General features: G+C 46.8%; 11 protein-coding genes. 7 read left to right on the forward strand and 4 right to left on the reverse strand.

Going from position 1 to position 14,231, the window contains the following annotated elements:
- Window positions 1-37 precede the first annotated feature (37 nt).
- On the forward strand, window positions 38-2,287 hold the full coding sequence (locus tag R3O62_RS21680; RefSeq protein ID WP_032532029.1) for an inorganic phosphate transporter: 2,250 nt from the start codon (window positions 38-40) through the stop codon (window positions 2,285-2,287).
- A 78-nt stretch (window positions 2,288-2,365) separates the two neighbouring features.
- Here R3O62_RS21680 and R3O62_RS21685 read toward each other — a convergent pair whose 3' ends face one another.
- On the reverse strand, window positions 2,366-2,764 hold the full coding sequence (locus R3O62_RS21685) for a response regulator (RefSeq protein ID WP_005781227.1): 399 nt from the start codon (window positions 2,762-2,764) through the stop codon (window positions 2,366-2,368).
- A 116-nt stretch (window positions 2,765-2,880) separates the two neighbouring features.
- On the opposite strand from R3O62_RS21685, the gene R3O62_RS21690 reads away from it, so the two are divergent.
- The 6 genes from R3O62_RS21690 to R3O62_RS21715 all read left to right on the forward strand — a co-directional run bounded on the left by R3O62_RS21690 (window position 2,881) and on the right by R3O62_RS21715 (window position 11,312).
- Window positions 2,881-4,515 carry an ABC-F family ATP-binding cassette domain-containing protein gene (locus R3O62_RS21690; protein ID WP_005821617.1) on the forward strand — a complete coding sequence of 545 codons (1,635 nt, stop codon included), beginning with the start codon at window positions 2,881-2,883 and terminating at the stop codon, window positions 4,513-4,515.
- 115 nt (window positions 4,516-4,630) lie between these two features.
- Window positions 4,631-4,906 (forward strand): hypothetical protein, encoded by a 276-nt coding sequence (locus R3O62_RS21695; protein WP_005781230.1) that lies wholly within the window; start codon window positions 4,631-4,633, stop codon window positions 4,904-4,906.
- 124 nt (window positions 4,907-5,030) lie between these two features.
- Window positions 5,031-5,435 carry a DUF6769 family protein gene (locus tag R3O62_RS21700; RefSeq protein WP_186992895.1) on the forward strand — a complete coding sequence of 135 codons (405 nt, stop codon included), beginning with the start codon at window positions 5,031-5,033 and terminating at the stop codon, window positions 5,433-5,435.
- A 171-nt stretch (window positions 5,436-5,606) separates the two neighbouring features.
- A complete protein-coding gene (locus R3O62_RS21705) occupies window positions 5,607-6,845 on the forward strand; it encodes an efflux RND transporter periplasmic adaptor subunit (RefSeq protein ID WP_122330232.1) in 1,239 nt (412 codons plus the stop codon).
- 76 nt (window positions 6,846-6,921) lie between these two features.
- Window positions 6,922-10,008 carry an efflux RND transporter permease subunit gene (locus R3O62_RS21710; RefSeq protein WP_227560286.1) on the forward strand — a complete coding sequence of 1,029 codons (3,087 nt, stop codon included), beginning with the start codon at window positions 6,922-6,924 and terminating at the stop codon, window positions 10,006-10,008.
- A gap of 125 nt (window positions 10,009-10,133) precedes the next feature.
- The gene (locus tag R3O62_RS21715; RefSeq protein WP_005781236.1) at window positions 10,134-11,312 is read left to right on the forward strand and encodes a TolC family protein; all 1,179 of its coding nucleotides are present in this window, start codon (window positions 10,134-10,136) and stop codon (window positions 11,310-11,312) included.
- Between the two features lie 145 nt (window positions 11,313-11,457).
- Here the strand turns inward: R3O62_RS21715 and R3O62_RS21720 are convergent, their stop codons facing one another.
- Genes R3O62_RS21720 through R3O62_RS21730 form a run of 3 tightly spaced genes read right to left on the reverse strand, consistent with a single transcriptional unit; the run spans window position 11,458 to window position 14,227 of the window.
- Window positions 11,458-12,204 (reverse strand): hypothetical protein, encoded by a 747-nt coding sequence (locus R3O62_RS21720; RefSeq protein WP_317472507.1) that lies wholly within the window; start codon window positions 12,202-12,204, stop codon window positions 11,458-11,460.
- 35 nt (window positions 12,205-12,239) lie between these two features.
- On the reverse strand, window positions 12,240-13,658 hold the full coding sequence (locus R3O62_RS21725) for a methyltransferase RsmF C-terminal domain-like protein (RefSeq protein ID WP_032531959.1): 1,419 nt from the start codon (window positions 13,656-13,658) through the stop codon (window positions 12,240-12,242).
- A complete protein-coding gene (locus R3O62_RS21730; RefSeq protein WP_022011680.1) occupies window positions 13,655-14,227 on the reverse strand; it encodes an ORF6N domain-containing protein in 573 nt (190 codons plus the stop codon). The genes R3O62_RS21725 and R3O62_RS21730 overlap by 4 nt, the downstream gene beginning before the upstream one ends.
- Window positions 14,228-14,231 lie beyond the last annotated feature (4 nt).

The raw sequence follows: 14,231 nt of genomic DNA on the forward strand, positions 1-14,231 counted from the left end.
AATCCGTCCTTTGCAGCCAGAAATAACATACACATTTATGGAGACAATTTATCTATGTATCATTATCTTCCTATTCGTGCTTGCCGTATTCGATTTGATGGTCGGCGTAAGTAACGATGCGGTAAATTTCCTGAATTCGGCTGTCGGAGCGAAGGCGGCATCTTTCAAAACAATATTGTTTATAGCCGGTGCCGGCATCTTCATCGGGGCCTCCTTATCAAACGGCATGATGGACATTGCAAGACACGGCATCTACCAACCGGAGCATTTCTACTTTGCCGAAATCATGTGCATCCTGCTTGCCGTAATGCTGACGGACGTCGTCCTGCTCGACGTTTTCAACTCAATGGGAATGCCTACCTCCACCACCGTTTCGATGGTATTCGAACTTCTCGGAGGTACTTTTGCCCTGGCACTGATTAAAGTGCACAACAGCGACACGCTGGGACTGGGAGATCTTATCAACACCGACAAAGCCCTGTCCGTCATCATGGCAATCTTTGTCTCAGTTGCCATTGCCTTCTTCTTCGGTATGCTTGTACAGTGGTTGGCACGTATGGTGTTTACATTCAATTATAAAAACAAGATGAAATACAGCATTGCCCTGTTCGGTGGCATCGCTTCCACTGCCATCATCTATTTCATGGTAATAAAAGGATTGAAGGACAGCTCGTTCATGACTTCTGAAAACAAGCAGTGGGTACAAGAAAATACAATGATGCTGGTAAGCTGTTTTTTCGTCATCTCTACCATCCTGATGCAGATATTACACTGGTTGAAAGTAAATGTATTCAAAGTAGTTGTCCTGCTGGGAACTTTTGCATTGGCATTGGCATTTGCGGGTAACGACCTTGTCAACTTCATCGGTATACCTTTGGCGGGTTACTCTTCTTTTATGGATTACACAGCTAACGGAACCGCTGTAGGTCCTGATGGTTTCCTGATGACCTCACTGATGGGTTCAGCCAAAACACCGTGGTACTTCCTGATAGGTGCCGGAGCCATCATGGTATATGCCTTGTGCACCTCCAAAAAAGCACATGCAGTAATCAAGACTTCAGTAGACCTCTCCCGCCAGGATGAAGGAGAAGAGAACTTCGGAAGCACACCGATAGCACGTACCTTGGTACGCTTCAGCCTCACGCTTGCCAATGGCATTTCACGTATTACTCCCGAAAGCGCCAAACGCTGGATGGATACCCGCTTCCGCAAAGACGAAGCCATCATAGCCGACGGAGCGGCATTCGACCTGGTTCGTGCCTCTGTCAATCTGGTACTTGCCGGCCTTCTGATCGCCGTGGGTACTTCACTGAAACTCCCCCTCTCTACCACTTATGTTACTTTCATGGTGGCCATGGGTACTTCACTTGCCGACCGTGCCTGGGGACGTGATTCAGCCGTTTACCGCATCACAGGTGTACTAAGTGTCATTGGCGGATGGTTCATCACAGCCGGAGCCGCTTTCACCATCTGTTTCTTCGTTGCTATGATCATCCATTTCGGAGGCAGCATTGCCATCATCGCACTGATCGGACTGGCAGCATTCACATTGATCCGCAGCCAGTTGATATACAAGAAGAAAAAAGAAAAGGAAAAAGGCAATGAAACCCTGAAACAACTGATGCAAGCTACAAGTAGCCACGAAGCCTTGTCGTTGATGCGCAAACATACACGTGAAGAACTGGGCAAAGTATTGGAATATGCAGAACAAAACTTCGAACTGACCGTCACATCGTTCTTACACGAAAACCTCCGCGGACTACGCAGAGCAATGGGATCTACCAAATTCGAAAAACAACTGATCAAACAGATGAAACGCACCGGGACTGTAGCAATGTGCAAACTGGATAATAACACCGTACTTGAAAAAGGACTTTATTACTATCAGGGAAATGACTTTGCCAGTGAATTGGTATACAGTATCAGCCGTCTGTGCGAGCCCTGCCTTGAACATATCGACAATAACTTCAATCCGCTGGATGCCATCCAGAAAGGTGAATTCGGAGATGTAGCCGAGGACATCACCTATCTGATCCAGCAATGCCGCCAGAAGTTAGAAACCAACAATTACAATAACTTTGAGGAAGATTTGCGCCGTGCAAACGAACTGAACTCACAACTCTCACATCTGAAGCGCCAGGAGTTACAGCGTATCCAGAGCCAAACAGGCAGTATTAAAGTGAGCATGGTTTATCTGACCATGATTCAAGAAGCACAAAACGTAGTGACTTACACGATCAATCTAATGAAGGTAAGCCGTAAATTCCAAATGGAAACAGAAATCTGAAAACAAATATCCTCTTAAAATAAATAGGGCTGATTTCATTATTGAAGTCAGCCCTATTTATTTTAAGAGGATATAATCTTACCATTTAATCTCGGGGAAATAACTATTCAGGCAATTCCGGAGAGCACTTACCGTAATGGGCTTTACCAGCACCTCGGTTGCACCGGCCTCGATGGCATTATCCCGGTCCGAACTGAAGGCATAAGCAGTCTGCATGATGATAGGCAGGGTAGCTCCTTGTTGACGAATGATCCGGGTTGCTTCCAGTCCATTCATAATCGGCATCTTAATATCCATTAAAATAGCCCACGCTTCTTTTCCGTGATCACGGTATAAATTCAGCATTTCTTCACCGTTCTTTGCCCATAGAATGTCGCATTTTTTACCGATAATAGCTTTAATCAATTTGAAGTTACTATCATCATCTTCGGCCACAAGAATAAGAGGACGAAGACTTTTTATTTCTTCATTTTCCATTTTATATAATAGGTTTACTTTTAATTCTACATTCAATCTTATTCGATTCAGCCCGCAAGGTATAAAAAAAAATCATAGTTTTGATTATCTTTGCGGCTAAAATTTAAAGAAGCGATATGATTTCAGTAGACGGATTGGCCGTGGAATTCGGCGGAACCACTTTATTTAGCGATATTTCATTTGTCATTAACGAAAAAGACCGCATCGCGCTCATGGGAAAAAACGGTGCCGGCAAAAGTACCTTGCTCAAAATTCTGGCAGGAGTACGCCAGCCTACCCGTGGCAGAATATCTGCCCCTAAAGAGTGCGTCATTGCTTATCTGCCCCAGCACCTGATGACAGAAGACGGACGGACGGTTTTCGAAGAGACAGCGCAAGCTTTTGCCCACCTTCACGAGATGGAAGCCGAAATAGAACGTATGAACAAAGAGTTGGAAACACGCACAGATTATGAAAGCGACAGCTATATGGAGCTAATAGAAAATGTGTCGGCCCTCAGCGAAAAGTTCTACGCCATCGATGCCACCAACTACGAAGAGGATGTAGAGAAAGCACTGCTCGGTTTAGGATTCATGCGTGAAGACTTCCACCGGCAAACAAGTGACTTCAGTGGCGGATGGCGGATGCGCATCGAACTGGCAAAACTTTTATTGCAAAAGCCGGATGTACTTTTACTGGACGAGCCTACCAACCATTTGGATATCGAATCCATCCAATGGCTGGAGGATTTCCTGATCAATAACGGAAAGGCGGTAATTGTCATCAGTCACGACCGAAAATTCGTCGATAACATTACTACCCGCACCATCGAGGTGACCATGGGACGTATTTACGACTACAAAGTAAACTATTCCAAGTACCTGGAATTGCGTAAAGAACGCCGCGAACAGCAACAGAAAGCCTATGAAGAACAACAGAAGTTTATCGCTGAGACAAAAGACTTCATCGAACGCTTCAAAGGTACCTACTCAAAAACACTTCAGGTACAAAGCCGTGTAAAAATGCTTGAGAAACTGGAAATACTGGAAGTGGACGAAGAAGACACATCAGCATTGCGCCTGAAGTTTCCACCTTCCCCACGTTCGGGAAACTATCCTGTCATTATGGAGGGAGTAGGTAAAACCTATGGTGACCATGTTGTTTTCCGAAATGCCACACTTACAGTCGAACGCGGAGATAAGGTAGCATTTGTCGGCAAAAACGGCGAAGGTAAATCAACGTTGGTAAAATGTATCATGAACGAAATAGAACATGACGGTACCCTGACGTTGGGGCACAATGTGCAGATAGGATACTTTGCGCAGAATCAGGCATCGTTACTGGACGAGAACCTGACTGTATTCCAGACTATCGATGACGTGGCCAAAGGAGAGATACGTAATAAAATACGTGACCTGCTGGGAGCATTCATGTTTGGCGGACCGGAAGAGTCGATGAAAAAAGTAAAGGTGCTATCGGGAGGTGAGCGTACACGCCTGGCCATGATCAAGCTGTTGCTCGAGCCTGTAAACCTGCTGATTCTTGACGAGCCGACCAACCACCTCGACCTGAAAACCAAAGACATCCTGAAACAGGCGCTGAAAGATTTCGATGGTACACTGATTGTAGTATCACACGACCGCGACTTCCTGGACGGGCTGGTGACCAAGGTATATGAATTTGGCAACAAAAAAGTAACAGAACACCTGTGTGGCATTTATGAATTCCTTGAAAAGAAAAAAATGGATTCGCTGCGGGAGCTGGAGAAATAAAATTGCCGCACCTTATCTTATTTAATATTTGATAACTAACATATGGTAACTTTTACCCGTTTAATTAAAACAGAGAGGTACAACCCCCATTTTAATCAACTAAAAAAGAAACTGTATGAAGAAATTAGTTTTCTGTGCTGCTTTTGTTGCAGCAATGTGTATGGCCGGTACTACTGCCCAAGCTCAGGACGTGAAAAAGAAAGAAGTCAAAAAAGAGCAATGTGACAAGAAAGACGGTAAAGCATGCTGTAAAAAGGAAGAAAAAGCATGTTGCAAAAAAGAAGCTGATAAGAAAACATCTGACGGATGCAAAGAAAAAGCCAATTGCAAAACTAAAACCGGATGTAAAGACGCCCAATGCACCAAAGACAAAGGAGGAAAGAAAAAATAAACGTTTCTGACGTTCTCTTCTGAAAAGACAAGTAGTTATCTGCTTGTCTTTTTGTTTTTTAAGTAACACTGTTTGTTTTTTACCCGATGATAGACTATCTTTGTGGCTCAATATAAAAATAAGAATGAGGAATAAACGGTACATACTCTCTTTTCTGCTCTTCATCAGCATTATTATGCTGGTGGTACCTGTCATTCCCCATCACCACCATGCCAACGGCGTGATTTGCATGAAAAACGACGTGACACCGGAACCCCAGTGTCCCAGACACCATCATCATCCGGACAACGATTCGTGCTGCAATGACGGATGTATGACACGTCTCAATTCGCCAACCCCATCCGTACAGGCAGACAACAGCCCTCACTATCTGTTTACTGCCATCTTATTTACGGACCTTATCATAGAGAATTTATTCAAGCCCCAAGAGCGGCGTATTAAGAATTATTACGCCTACCGGGAATCTCTTCACAGCACGGTTATCAACTGTGCCTTCGGCCTTCGTGCCCCTCCATACCCTGTTGTATAGGCTTATAAGCCCTATTTCGTAAGGTTAGGAATCTACTGACCGTTGGTTTAAAATCAATGGGATATTCCTTTAAAACCAACGATGCCTTGTTTTTAAACCAAATGCCCTTTGGTTTAAAAACTACACAGATCTACTTCCCAGAATCATCAAAAGTAAAGAATTTATATCATCATGAAGAAACTTATCTTTATGGGAATCCTCGGATTGTTTATCCTGGGTTCCTGCAACAGTAAACCGGGTGGCAATCACGAAGGCCACGACCATGGAACAGAAGCACATGACCACGACCATGAAGGTGAAAACCACAATCACGAAGGCGAAGATCATGAAGGGCATGATCACGAGGGTGAAGAACACAGCCAAGGTACCGAACCGGCAGCCGGACACAGTGACGAGATCATCCTGCCGAAAGTAAAAGCTGAAGCAGCCGGAGTGAAAACAAGCGTCATCGCACCGGAAGCTTTTGAACAAGTGATAAAAACGAGCGGGCAAGTGCTGGCTGCACAGGGAGACGAATCCGTAGCGGTAGCTACTGTGGCCGGTGTCGTTAGTTTTCGCGGTAAAGTGACCGAGGGCATGAGTGTAGGCAAAGGCACTGCATTGGTGACCATTTCATCCAGCAACATTGCCGATGGCGACCCGGTACAACGTGCCCGCATCGCCTACGAAATATCCAAGAAGGAGTACGAGCGTATGCAAGCACTTGTAAAAAACAAAATCGTATCCGACAAAGAGTTTGCACAAGCAGAACAAAATTATGAAAATGCCCGTATCAGTTATGAAGCACTTGCCAAGAATCATTCGGCAGGCGGACAAGCTGTGGTTTCCCCTATTGCCGGATTCGTAAAGAATATCCTGGTGAAAGAAGGAGATTACGTGACCATCGGCCAGCCATTGGTCAGCGTTACACAGAACCGCCGTCTCTTCCTGCGAGCCGAAGTTTCGGAGAAATACTATCCGTCTCTGCGCACCATCGGTTCGGCCAATTTCAAGACACCGTATGATGATAAAGTATACGAACTGAAAGGATTGAACGGCCGCCTTTTGTCATTCGGCAAATCGGCCGGCGACAATTCATTTTACGTGCCGGTCACTTTCGAATTCGACAATAAGGGTGACATCATTCCGGGTTCGTTCGTTGAAGTATACCTGCTGTCGTCACCCATGGAAAACGTGATATCGCTTCCACGCACCGCACTAACCGAAGAACAGGGCCTATTCTTCGTCTATCTGCAACTGGATGAAGAAGGATATAAGAAACAGGAAGTCACCCTCGGAGCCGATAACGGCAAGAGCGTACAGATACTTTCGGGTGTTAAAGCCGGTGACCGGGTAGTGACCCAAGGTGCTTATCAGGTAAAACTGGCTTCAGCAAGCAACGCAATACCTGCACACAGTCACGAACATTAAAAGATTTACGATTGGAAGATTTATAATCGAAGTAAGTCCGGCAATCATAGGTTACAAACTATAAACAAAGAATATTGTGTTAAATAAAATCATACATTTCTCACTTCAGAACCGTATCCTGGTGCTTGTAGCCTCGGTACTGTTGCTGATTGGCGGAACTTATACCGCCATGCATACCGAAGTAGACGTGTTCCCCGATCTCAATGCCCCGACGGTGGTCATTATGACCGAAGCCAACGGTATGGCAGCCGAAGAGGTGGAACAACTCGTGACTTTTCCCGTAGAAACAGCCGTAAACGGTGCCACCGGTGTGCGCCGTGTACGTTCGTCTTCGACCAACGGATTCTCTGTCGTATGGGTAGAATTCGACTGGGGAACCGACATATACCTCGCCCGCCAGATTGTAAGCGAAAAGCTGGCCATCGTAGGCGAAGAACTTCCTTCGAATGTAGGTAAACCGACACTGGGACCACAGTCGTCCATTCTGGGTGAAGTCCTGATTATCGGATTAACAGCCGACTCGACTTCCATGCTCGACCTGCGCACCATTGCCGACTGGACCATCCGTCCGCGCCTGCTCTCTACCGGAGGTGTAGCACAGGTAGCCGTATTGGGAGGTGAATTGAAAGAATATCAGATTCAACTCGATCCGGAACGTATGCGTCATTACGGTGTATCGATGAACGAGGTGATGACCGTCACCCGGGGAATGAACCTGAATGCAAACGGAGGAGTACTTTACGAGTATGGCAACGAGTACATTGTACGCGGCGTACTTTCTACCGCTAAAGTAGATCAGTTGGGCAAAGCAGTGGTAAAAAGCATCAATAGCGTACCCGTACTGCTGGAAGACATAGCCGATGTCCGGATTGGGCCGAAAGCTCCCAAACTGGGTACCGCCTCGGAAAGAGGAAAACCCGCAGTACTGATGACCGTCACCAAACAACCTTCCACCAGTACGTTGGAACTGACCGATAAACTGGAAGCTTCATTGAAAGACCTGCAAAAGAATCTGCCACCGGATGTAAAAGTATCTACCGACATTTTCCGCCAGAGCCGTTTCATCGAGAGCTCCATCAGCAATGTAAAGAAGTCACTCTTTGAGGGCGGCATCTTTGTAGTCATCGTCTTGTTCCTGTTCCTTGCCAATGTTCGGACTACGGTCATTTCACTGGTGACACTGCCTCTCTCACTGCTTGTCTCCATCCTTACCTTACACTTCATGGGACTGACCATCAATACCATGAGTCTGGGAGGTATGGCCATCGCCATCGGTTCGCTGGTGGACGACGCCATTGTCGATGTAGAAAACGTATACAAACGGTTGCGTGAGAACCGCCTCCTGCCCGAGAGTGAACGCCTTTCGGTTATCCAGGTGGTATTCAACGCTTCCAAAGAGGTTCGTATGCCTATCCTGAACTCTACGCTGATTATTGTCGTCAGCTTTGTGCCTCTCTTCTTCCTTTCCGGTATGGAAGGACGCATGCTGGTTCCGCTGGGCATTGCCTTCATCGTAGCATTATTTGCCTCGACGATAGTGGCATTGACACTGACCCCGGTACTTTGCTCTTATCTGCTGGGTAAAGACAAAGGGGACAAACTCCCGAAAGAGGCCCTCGTAGCGCGCTGGATGAAAGGAGGGTATGAAAAAGCACTGACTTGGGTATTATCCCACAAACGCGTAACTTTAGGAAGCACCATCGGGCTATTCATCATCGCTCTGGGATTCTTCTTCACTTTGGGACGCTCGTTCCTTCCGCCGTTCAACGAGGGGTCGTTCACTATCAACATCAGTTCGTTGCCGGGTATCTCACTCGAAGAGAGCGATAAGATGGGACACCGTGCCGAGGAACTTCTGCTATCCATCCCCGAGATACAGACAGTGGCCCGCAAGACCGGACGTGCCGAACTGGACGAACATGCCTTAGGTGTGAACGTATCGGAAATAGAAGCGCCATTCGAACTGAAAGACCGCTCGCGTACCGAACTGATGGCGGATGTACGAGAGAAATTAGGTACCATCACCGGAGCAAATATCGAAATAGGACAGCCCATCAGCCATCGTATCGACGCTATGCTCAGTGGTACCAAAGCCAATATCGCCATCAAACTGTTCGGTGACGACCTGAACAAGATGTTCTCTCTGGGCAACCAGATAAAAGGGGCTATCGGCAACATTCCGGGCATCGCCGACCTGAACGTAGAACAGCAGATCGAACGTCCGCAATTGAAGATCACCCCCAAACGGGAAATGCTGGCTAAATATGGCATTACTCTGCCGGAATTCTCTGAATATATTAATGTGGCATTGGCCGGTGAAGTGATTTCGCAAGTATACGAACAGGGTAAGAGCTTCGACCTGATTGTGAAAGTGGAAAACAATTTCCGTGACGAAGCCGAAAAGATACGCAACCTGATGGTAGACACACAGGACGGAAAGAAAGTGCCGTTGAGTTACATTGCCGACGTAGTTTCGGCTATGGGGCCGAATACCATCAACCGCGAAAACGTAAAACGCAAAATCGTCATCTCTGCCAACGTAGCCGATCGTGACTTGCGAAGTGTGGTAAATGATATTCAAAAGCAGGTGGACGAACAAATCAAGCTCCCCGAAGGTTATCACATCGAATACGGCGGACAATTTGAAAGCGAGCAGGCAGCCAGCCGCACTCTGGCACTGACCTCATTCATGTCCATTGTAGTGATCTTCTTGCTGCTGTATCATGAGTTCCGCAGCGTGAAGGAGTCGGCGGTCATCCTGATAAACCTGCCTCTGGCACTGATCGGAGGTGTGTTTGCCTTGCTGATCACAACGGGAGAAATCAGCATCCCGGCCATCATCGGTTTCATTTCGCTGTTTGGTATCGCCACACGTAACGGTATGTTGCTTATCAGCCATTACAACCACCTGCAACAGGTAGAAGGATTGGGAGTATACGACAGCGTTATCCGTGGATCACTCGACCGTCTGAACCCGATTGTAATGACAGCCCTCTCGTCCGCTCTGGCACTGATACCGCTGGCATTAAGCGGAAGTCTGCCCGGTAACGAAATTCAAAGTCCGATGGCAAAGGTAATCCTGGGCGGTCTGTTGACGTCGACTTTCCTGAACGGATTTATTATCCCGATTGTTTATCTGATGATGAACGGAAAAAGAAAATAATAAAAGGCCTCACTCCTGAGAGTGTGTCATCATGCACCACAGATGTGGAACTCTGTGATACTCTGTGGTGAATACGAATTTCGATATACCCTCAGAGATGTGAAGCCATAAACCCCAATAATCATATGAAACGAATAACCATACTTGCCGCCACCCTCTTTGCGCTATCCGGATTGCAGGCACAAACCGGTATAGACGGGGTACTGCGCAACATCGAAACCAATAATAAAGAGTTGCAAGCCAACGCACAATTGATTGCCTCACAAAAGCTGGAAGCCCGGACGGACAATAATCTGCCTGACCCTACCCTTTCGTATGCCCATTTGTGGAACAACAAAGATAAGAATAATACGATCGGTGAGCTTGTAGTCTCCCAAAGTTTCGACTTTCCGAGCCTGTATGCCACCCGCAATCAACTGAACCGACTGAAGTCCGGTGCTTTTGACGGGCAAAAAAATGTATTCCGCCAAAGTATCCTGTTACAGGCTAAAGATGTTTGTCTGGATATCATCATGTTGCGCAAGCAACAACAGATACTGGCAGAACGTTTGCGAAACGCCGAGGAGCTATCTGCCATGTATGCCAAACGTTTGCAAACAGGAGATGCCAACGTGATCGAAACCAATAAGATCAATCTGGAACTGCTGAACGTGAAAACAGAAGCATCGTTAAACGAAACGGCCCTTCGAAATAAAATACAGGAGCTGACGGCACTGAACGGAAACATACCAGTCGTGTTTGAAGACTCCGACTATCCGGCTGTTATCTTTCCTACCAATTACGAAGAACTGAAAACGGAAGTTCTGGCATCGGACTACACACTGCAGGCTCTCAACAGTGAAAGTGCCGCCGCCCGCAAACAAATCACAGTCAACAAATCGCAATGGCTTCCGAAGCTGGAACTGGGATACCGTCGGAATACCGAATCGGGCGAGCCTTTCAACGGAGTTGTCGTAGGTTTCTCATTCCCCCTGTTTGAGAACCGCAACAAAGTGAAGATAGCCAAAGCACAGTCACTGAACATCGACTTGCAACGGGCCAATACTTCGGTACAGGTGGAATCGGAACTGACACAACTTTACCGCGAAGCCCACACACTACGTACTTCAATGGAAGAATACGAGAAAACCTTTCAGGCGCAACAGGATTTATCTTTGCTGAAACAAGCACTGACAGGCGGACAAATCAGTATGATAGAATATTTTGTAGAAGTATCGGTAGTATATCAGAGCAAACAGAACTATCTGCAACTGGAGAACCAGTATCAGAAGGCCATGGCAAAGATATATAAGAATAAACTATAAGAGTTGGGTTGCCCCCCTTTTCACCACAGATTACGCAGATTAACATAGATTGAATTGCAAGCTGTTGATTATCAAAATGAATTATCTATGAGAATCTGTGTAGTCCGTGGTAAAAAAGACTTTTGACACCCCAACTGAAAGTCCGTCAGAATATCCGATAAGATAACTGGAAGTTCAGTACGGGATAAGCCTTAAAGTTTTTCAGGAATTTATTGAAACGGCTCAGTTCCTGGTCAACCGCATCTTCCACGATTTTTCCGGTAGTTGCTTCAATCTTCGGATTGCCATGGAACATAGCTCCCAATTCGAACTTGAAACCTACGCGTGAGTGAGCCACCGAACGCCCGAATCCGAGTCCGACGTAAGGCTTCACGGCATTGGTTTTCAGAGCAGCTTCCACACGTCCGTCCGCTCCCGGCTCGATGATAATATCTCCCACCTCAATCCGTTCGTCTGTCTCACCCGACACTTTCAGGATGGACGATGTTCCGAAAAGCAGTCCGGCAGTCACATGGAAGACTGATCTTCTGAACGGGAAATAATCAAGCAACACCATTCCGTTTGCCATATTTGCTTTGGCCTTCAAAGGAACCGTATAATATCTATCCGTATCCACATTACCGACACGGGCATTTGCCGGCAACGGACCTTCATAGGTTCCGTCATAATCATAATTATAATTGAACTTCAACAAAGAGAATCCGGCACGAAGTCCCAGATAATCGTTCAACGGAGCAGCCACCTGCAATCCTCCTCCCAGTGTTCCCGCATTCAGCGAAACAGATAAATGACTGAAAGGTTTTACCCTTTCCGTACCAGTCTGAGCCATAGCCGGAACACCTATACTAAAAGCAACCAGCCAGACCAAAAGATGATAAAAGTTTGTTTTCATTAATAAGCTTGTTTGTGTGAATATTGAGTGAACTATCATAATGTCCGTATGTCCTCGGGCAAATATCCGCTTCGGATACGCCACTCTTGCGGATAAAGATTATTGGCGCGATTGCCGATGTTCTTCACAAATCCTAAAGGTGTCTTTTTATAAGTGACCAGCACGTATCCTCTGGGAACAGAAGGGGAGAGGGTGATGGCTTCTTTCCGCAGATAGGCAATGGCTTGTTCGTAAGTCAGCTCTTCGGTCGGGAAAAGCGATGTTTCCAGCAGACGGCTCATGGCAAGCCCATGTGCCGGAATCAGATCTTTCCCTTTGACTTCGGCTACTTCCGTGCCTGCCTGGACAATGCGGAGAGACGAACGAAGCATAGCTAAATCATCCAGAAAAAGTGCAGGAAAAGCAGTAATCACAGCACCGTTCACCAACAAATCATACTTGTCGGAAGTTGGCAACCAGCCTCTGGCAACGGCCAGATTCTCTTTGGATACCGATGAAGCAGCCGTTTCACCTTTCGGCTTCTTTTTCTTCGGAAAATGGAAGCCTCCATCCGTTTCTTCTGCTTCTTCCGGCTTGCGAAGCACGGCGAGGAAAAAACCTTCTCCCTGTGTTTTATGAGGCAGGAAGCGGTAGACAGGCGCATCGGCCCCGACGAGCAAACCACCGGTAATGTTCCACTCTTCGGGAACGGTAAGTGGCAGCGGTTCTGCTCCGAATTCCTGCCTGATCCAGGCAATGTTCTCTTCGTCTTCCCGAGTATTATAGGTACAGGTACTGTAAATCAGGATTCCTCCCGGTTTCAGACAAGGCCAGATGTCGGTGATAATCCTGCGTTGGCGTTGCCAGCAGATTTCCACGTTTTCAGGGCTCCACTCTTCTATGGCACCGGGATCTTTACGAAACATCCCTTCACCCGAACAGGGCACATCAGCCAATATGACATCGAAGAAGGAACCGATCCGCGAAAAATCAGAAGGGTCATTATTGGTAACCACAACATCGGGATGTCCCCATTTCGTCAGATTCTCTGCTAATATCTGCGAGCGGTTACGGATGACCTCGTTGGCCACTAACAGGCTCCCGTCCGGCAACAGGCTGCGGGCATGAGTAGACTTCCCCCCGGGAGCGGCGCAGAGATCGAGCATTTTCACCGGAGCCGTGACATACCGGCGCAACACCTGTTCCACAAACATCGACGAGGCCTCCTGCACGTAATAGCATCCGGCATGAAAAAGGGGATCGAAGGTGAACGTCAGCCGCTGATTGAGATAATATCCTCCTGCCGCCCAGGGAATGCGCCCTGAAATGGAAGAACAGGACAGCGAATCAGTAAACTTGCTGTTCAGCCGGACACTAACAGGCGGCTCTTGCTCCAATGCAACGGATAATTTCTGATACTCTTCATCCCCCATCAGCGCACGGGTCGATTCGATAAATGATATAGGTAATTTCATTCTCCTTTATTATAAGATATAAAACCGATCGGATTACGGGATTTCCCGTCCGGTCGTTTGTCATTGACCTGCAACTCGGCAATTGCCTGATTAATCAATTCTAATTGCATCCTCGTATCTTCATTGATGTCATTGTAATCGGCAAATGCCCCTTCTACATATTCTTTTAATTCTTTGATTTCATTTTGCAACCTGGTGATATCATTCACCGGAAGAGCCGAAACCAATTGGCGGACAGCCACAAAAGCGCGCATAATGGAGATATTCACTTCGATGGCAATATCACTGTTCAACACCCCGGAAAGCATGGCCAGCCCCTGTTCGGTAAAAGCAAAAGGAAGCTTGCGGGTACCTCCCCAACTTGATATCACAATTTGTGACTTCAAGATTTCCCATTCTTCCGCATTCAATTGGAACATAAAATCGACAGGAAACCTTTTACTATTCCTCTTTACTGCCTGATTCAGAACACGGGTTTCTACCTGATACAACCCTGCCAGATCAAAATCCAGCATCACTTTCTGCCCCCGTATCTCGTAAATCTTGCTCTGTATGATTTGTAGCTCCATCACT

It is taken from the genome of Bacteroides hominis, from assembly GCF_033042785.2.
Classification (GTDB): domain Bacteria; phylum Bacteroidota; class Bacteroidia; order Bacteroidales; family Bacteroidaceae; genus Bacteroides; species Bacteroides hominis.

What these genes read in the sequence shown, in the direction of transcription:
- R3O62_RS21680 (WP_032532029.1), top strand. Translation starts at nt 38, where the DNA reads ATGGAGACAATTTATCTATGTATCATTATCTTCCTATTCGTGCTTGCC.
- R3O62_RS21685 (WP_005781227.1), bottom strand. Translation starts at nt 2,764, where the DNA reads ATGGAAAATGAAGAAATAAAAAGTCTTCGTCCTCTTATTCTTGTGGCC.
- R3O62_RS21690 (WP_005821617.1), top strand. Translation starts at nt 2,881, where the DNA reads ATGATTTCAGTAGACGGATTGGCCGTGGAATTCGGCGGAACCACTTTA.
- R3O62_RS21695 (WP_005781230.1), top strand. Translation starts at nt 4,631, where the DNA reads ATGAAGAAATTAGTTTTCTGTGCTGCTTTTGTTGCAGCAATGTGTATG.
- R3O62_RS21700 (WP_186992895.1), top strand. Translation starts at nt 5,031, where the DNA reads ATGAGGAATAAACGGTACATACTCTCTTTTCTGCTCTTCATCAGCATT.
- R3O62_RS21705 (WP_122330232.1), top strand. Translation starts at nt 5,607, where the DNA reads ATGAAGAAACTTATCTTTATGGGAATCCTCGGATTGTTTATCCTGGGT.
- R3O62_RS21715 (WP_005781236.1), top strand. Translation starts at nt 10,134, where the DNA reads ATGAAACGAATAACCATACTTGCCGCCACCCTCTTTGCGCTATCCGGA.
- R3O62_RS21720 (WP_317472507.1), bottom strand. Translation starts at nt 12,204, where the DNA reads ATGAAAACAAACTTTTATCATCTTTTGGTCTGGCTGGTTGCTTTTAGT.
- R3O62_RS21725 (WP_032531959.1), bottom strand. Translation starts at nt 13,658, where the DNA reads ATGAAATTACCTATATCATTTATCGAATCGACCCGTGCGCTGATGGGG.
- R3O62_RS21730 (WP_022011680.1), bottom strand. Translation starts at nt 14,227, where the DNA reads ATGGAGCTACAAATCATACAGAGCAAGATTTACGAGATACGGGGGCAG.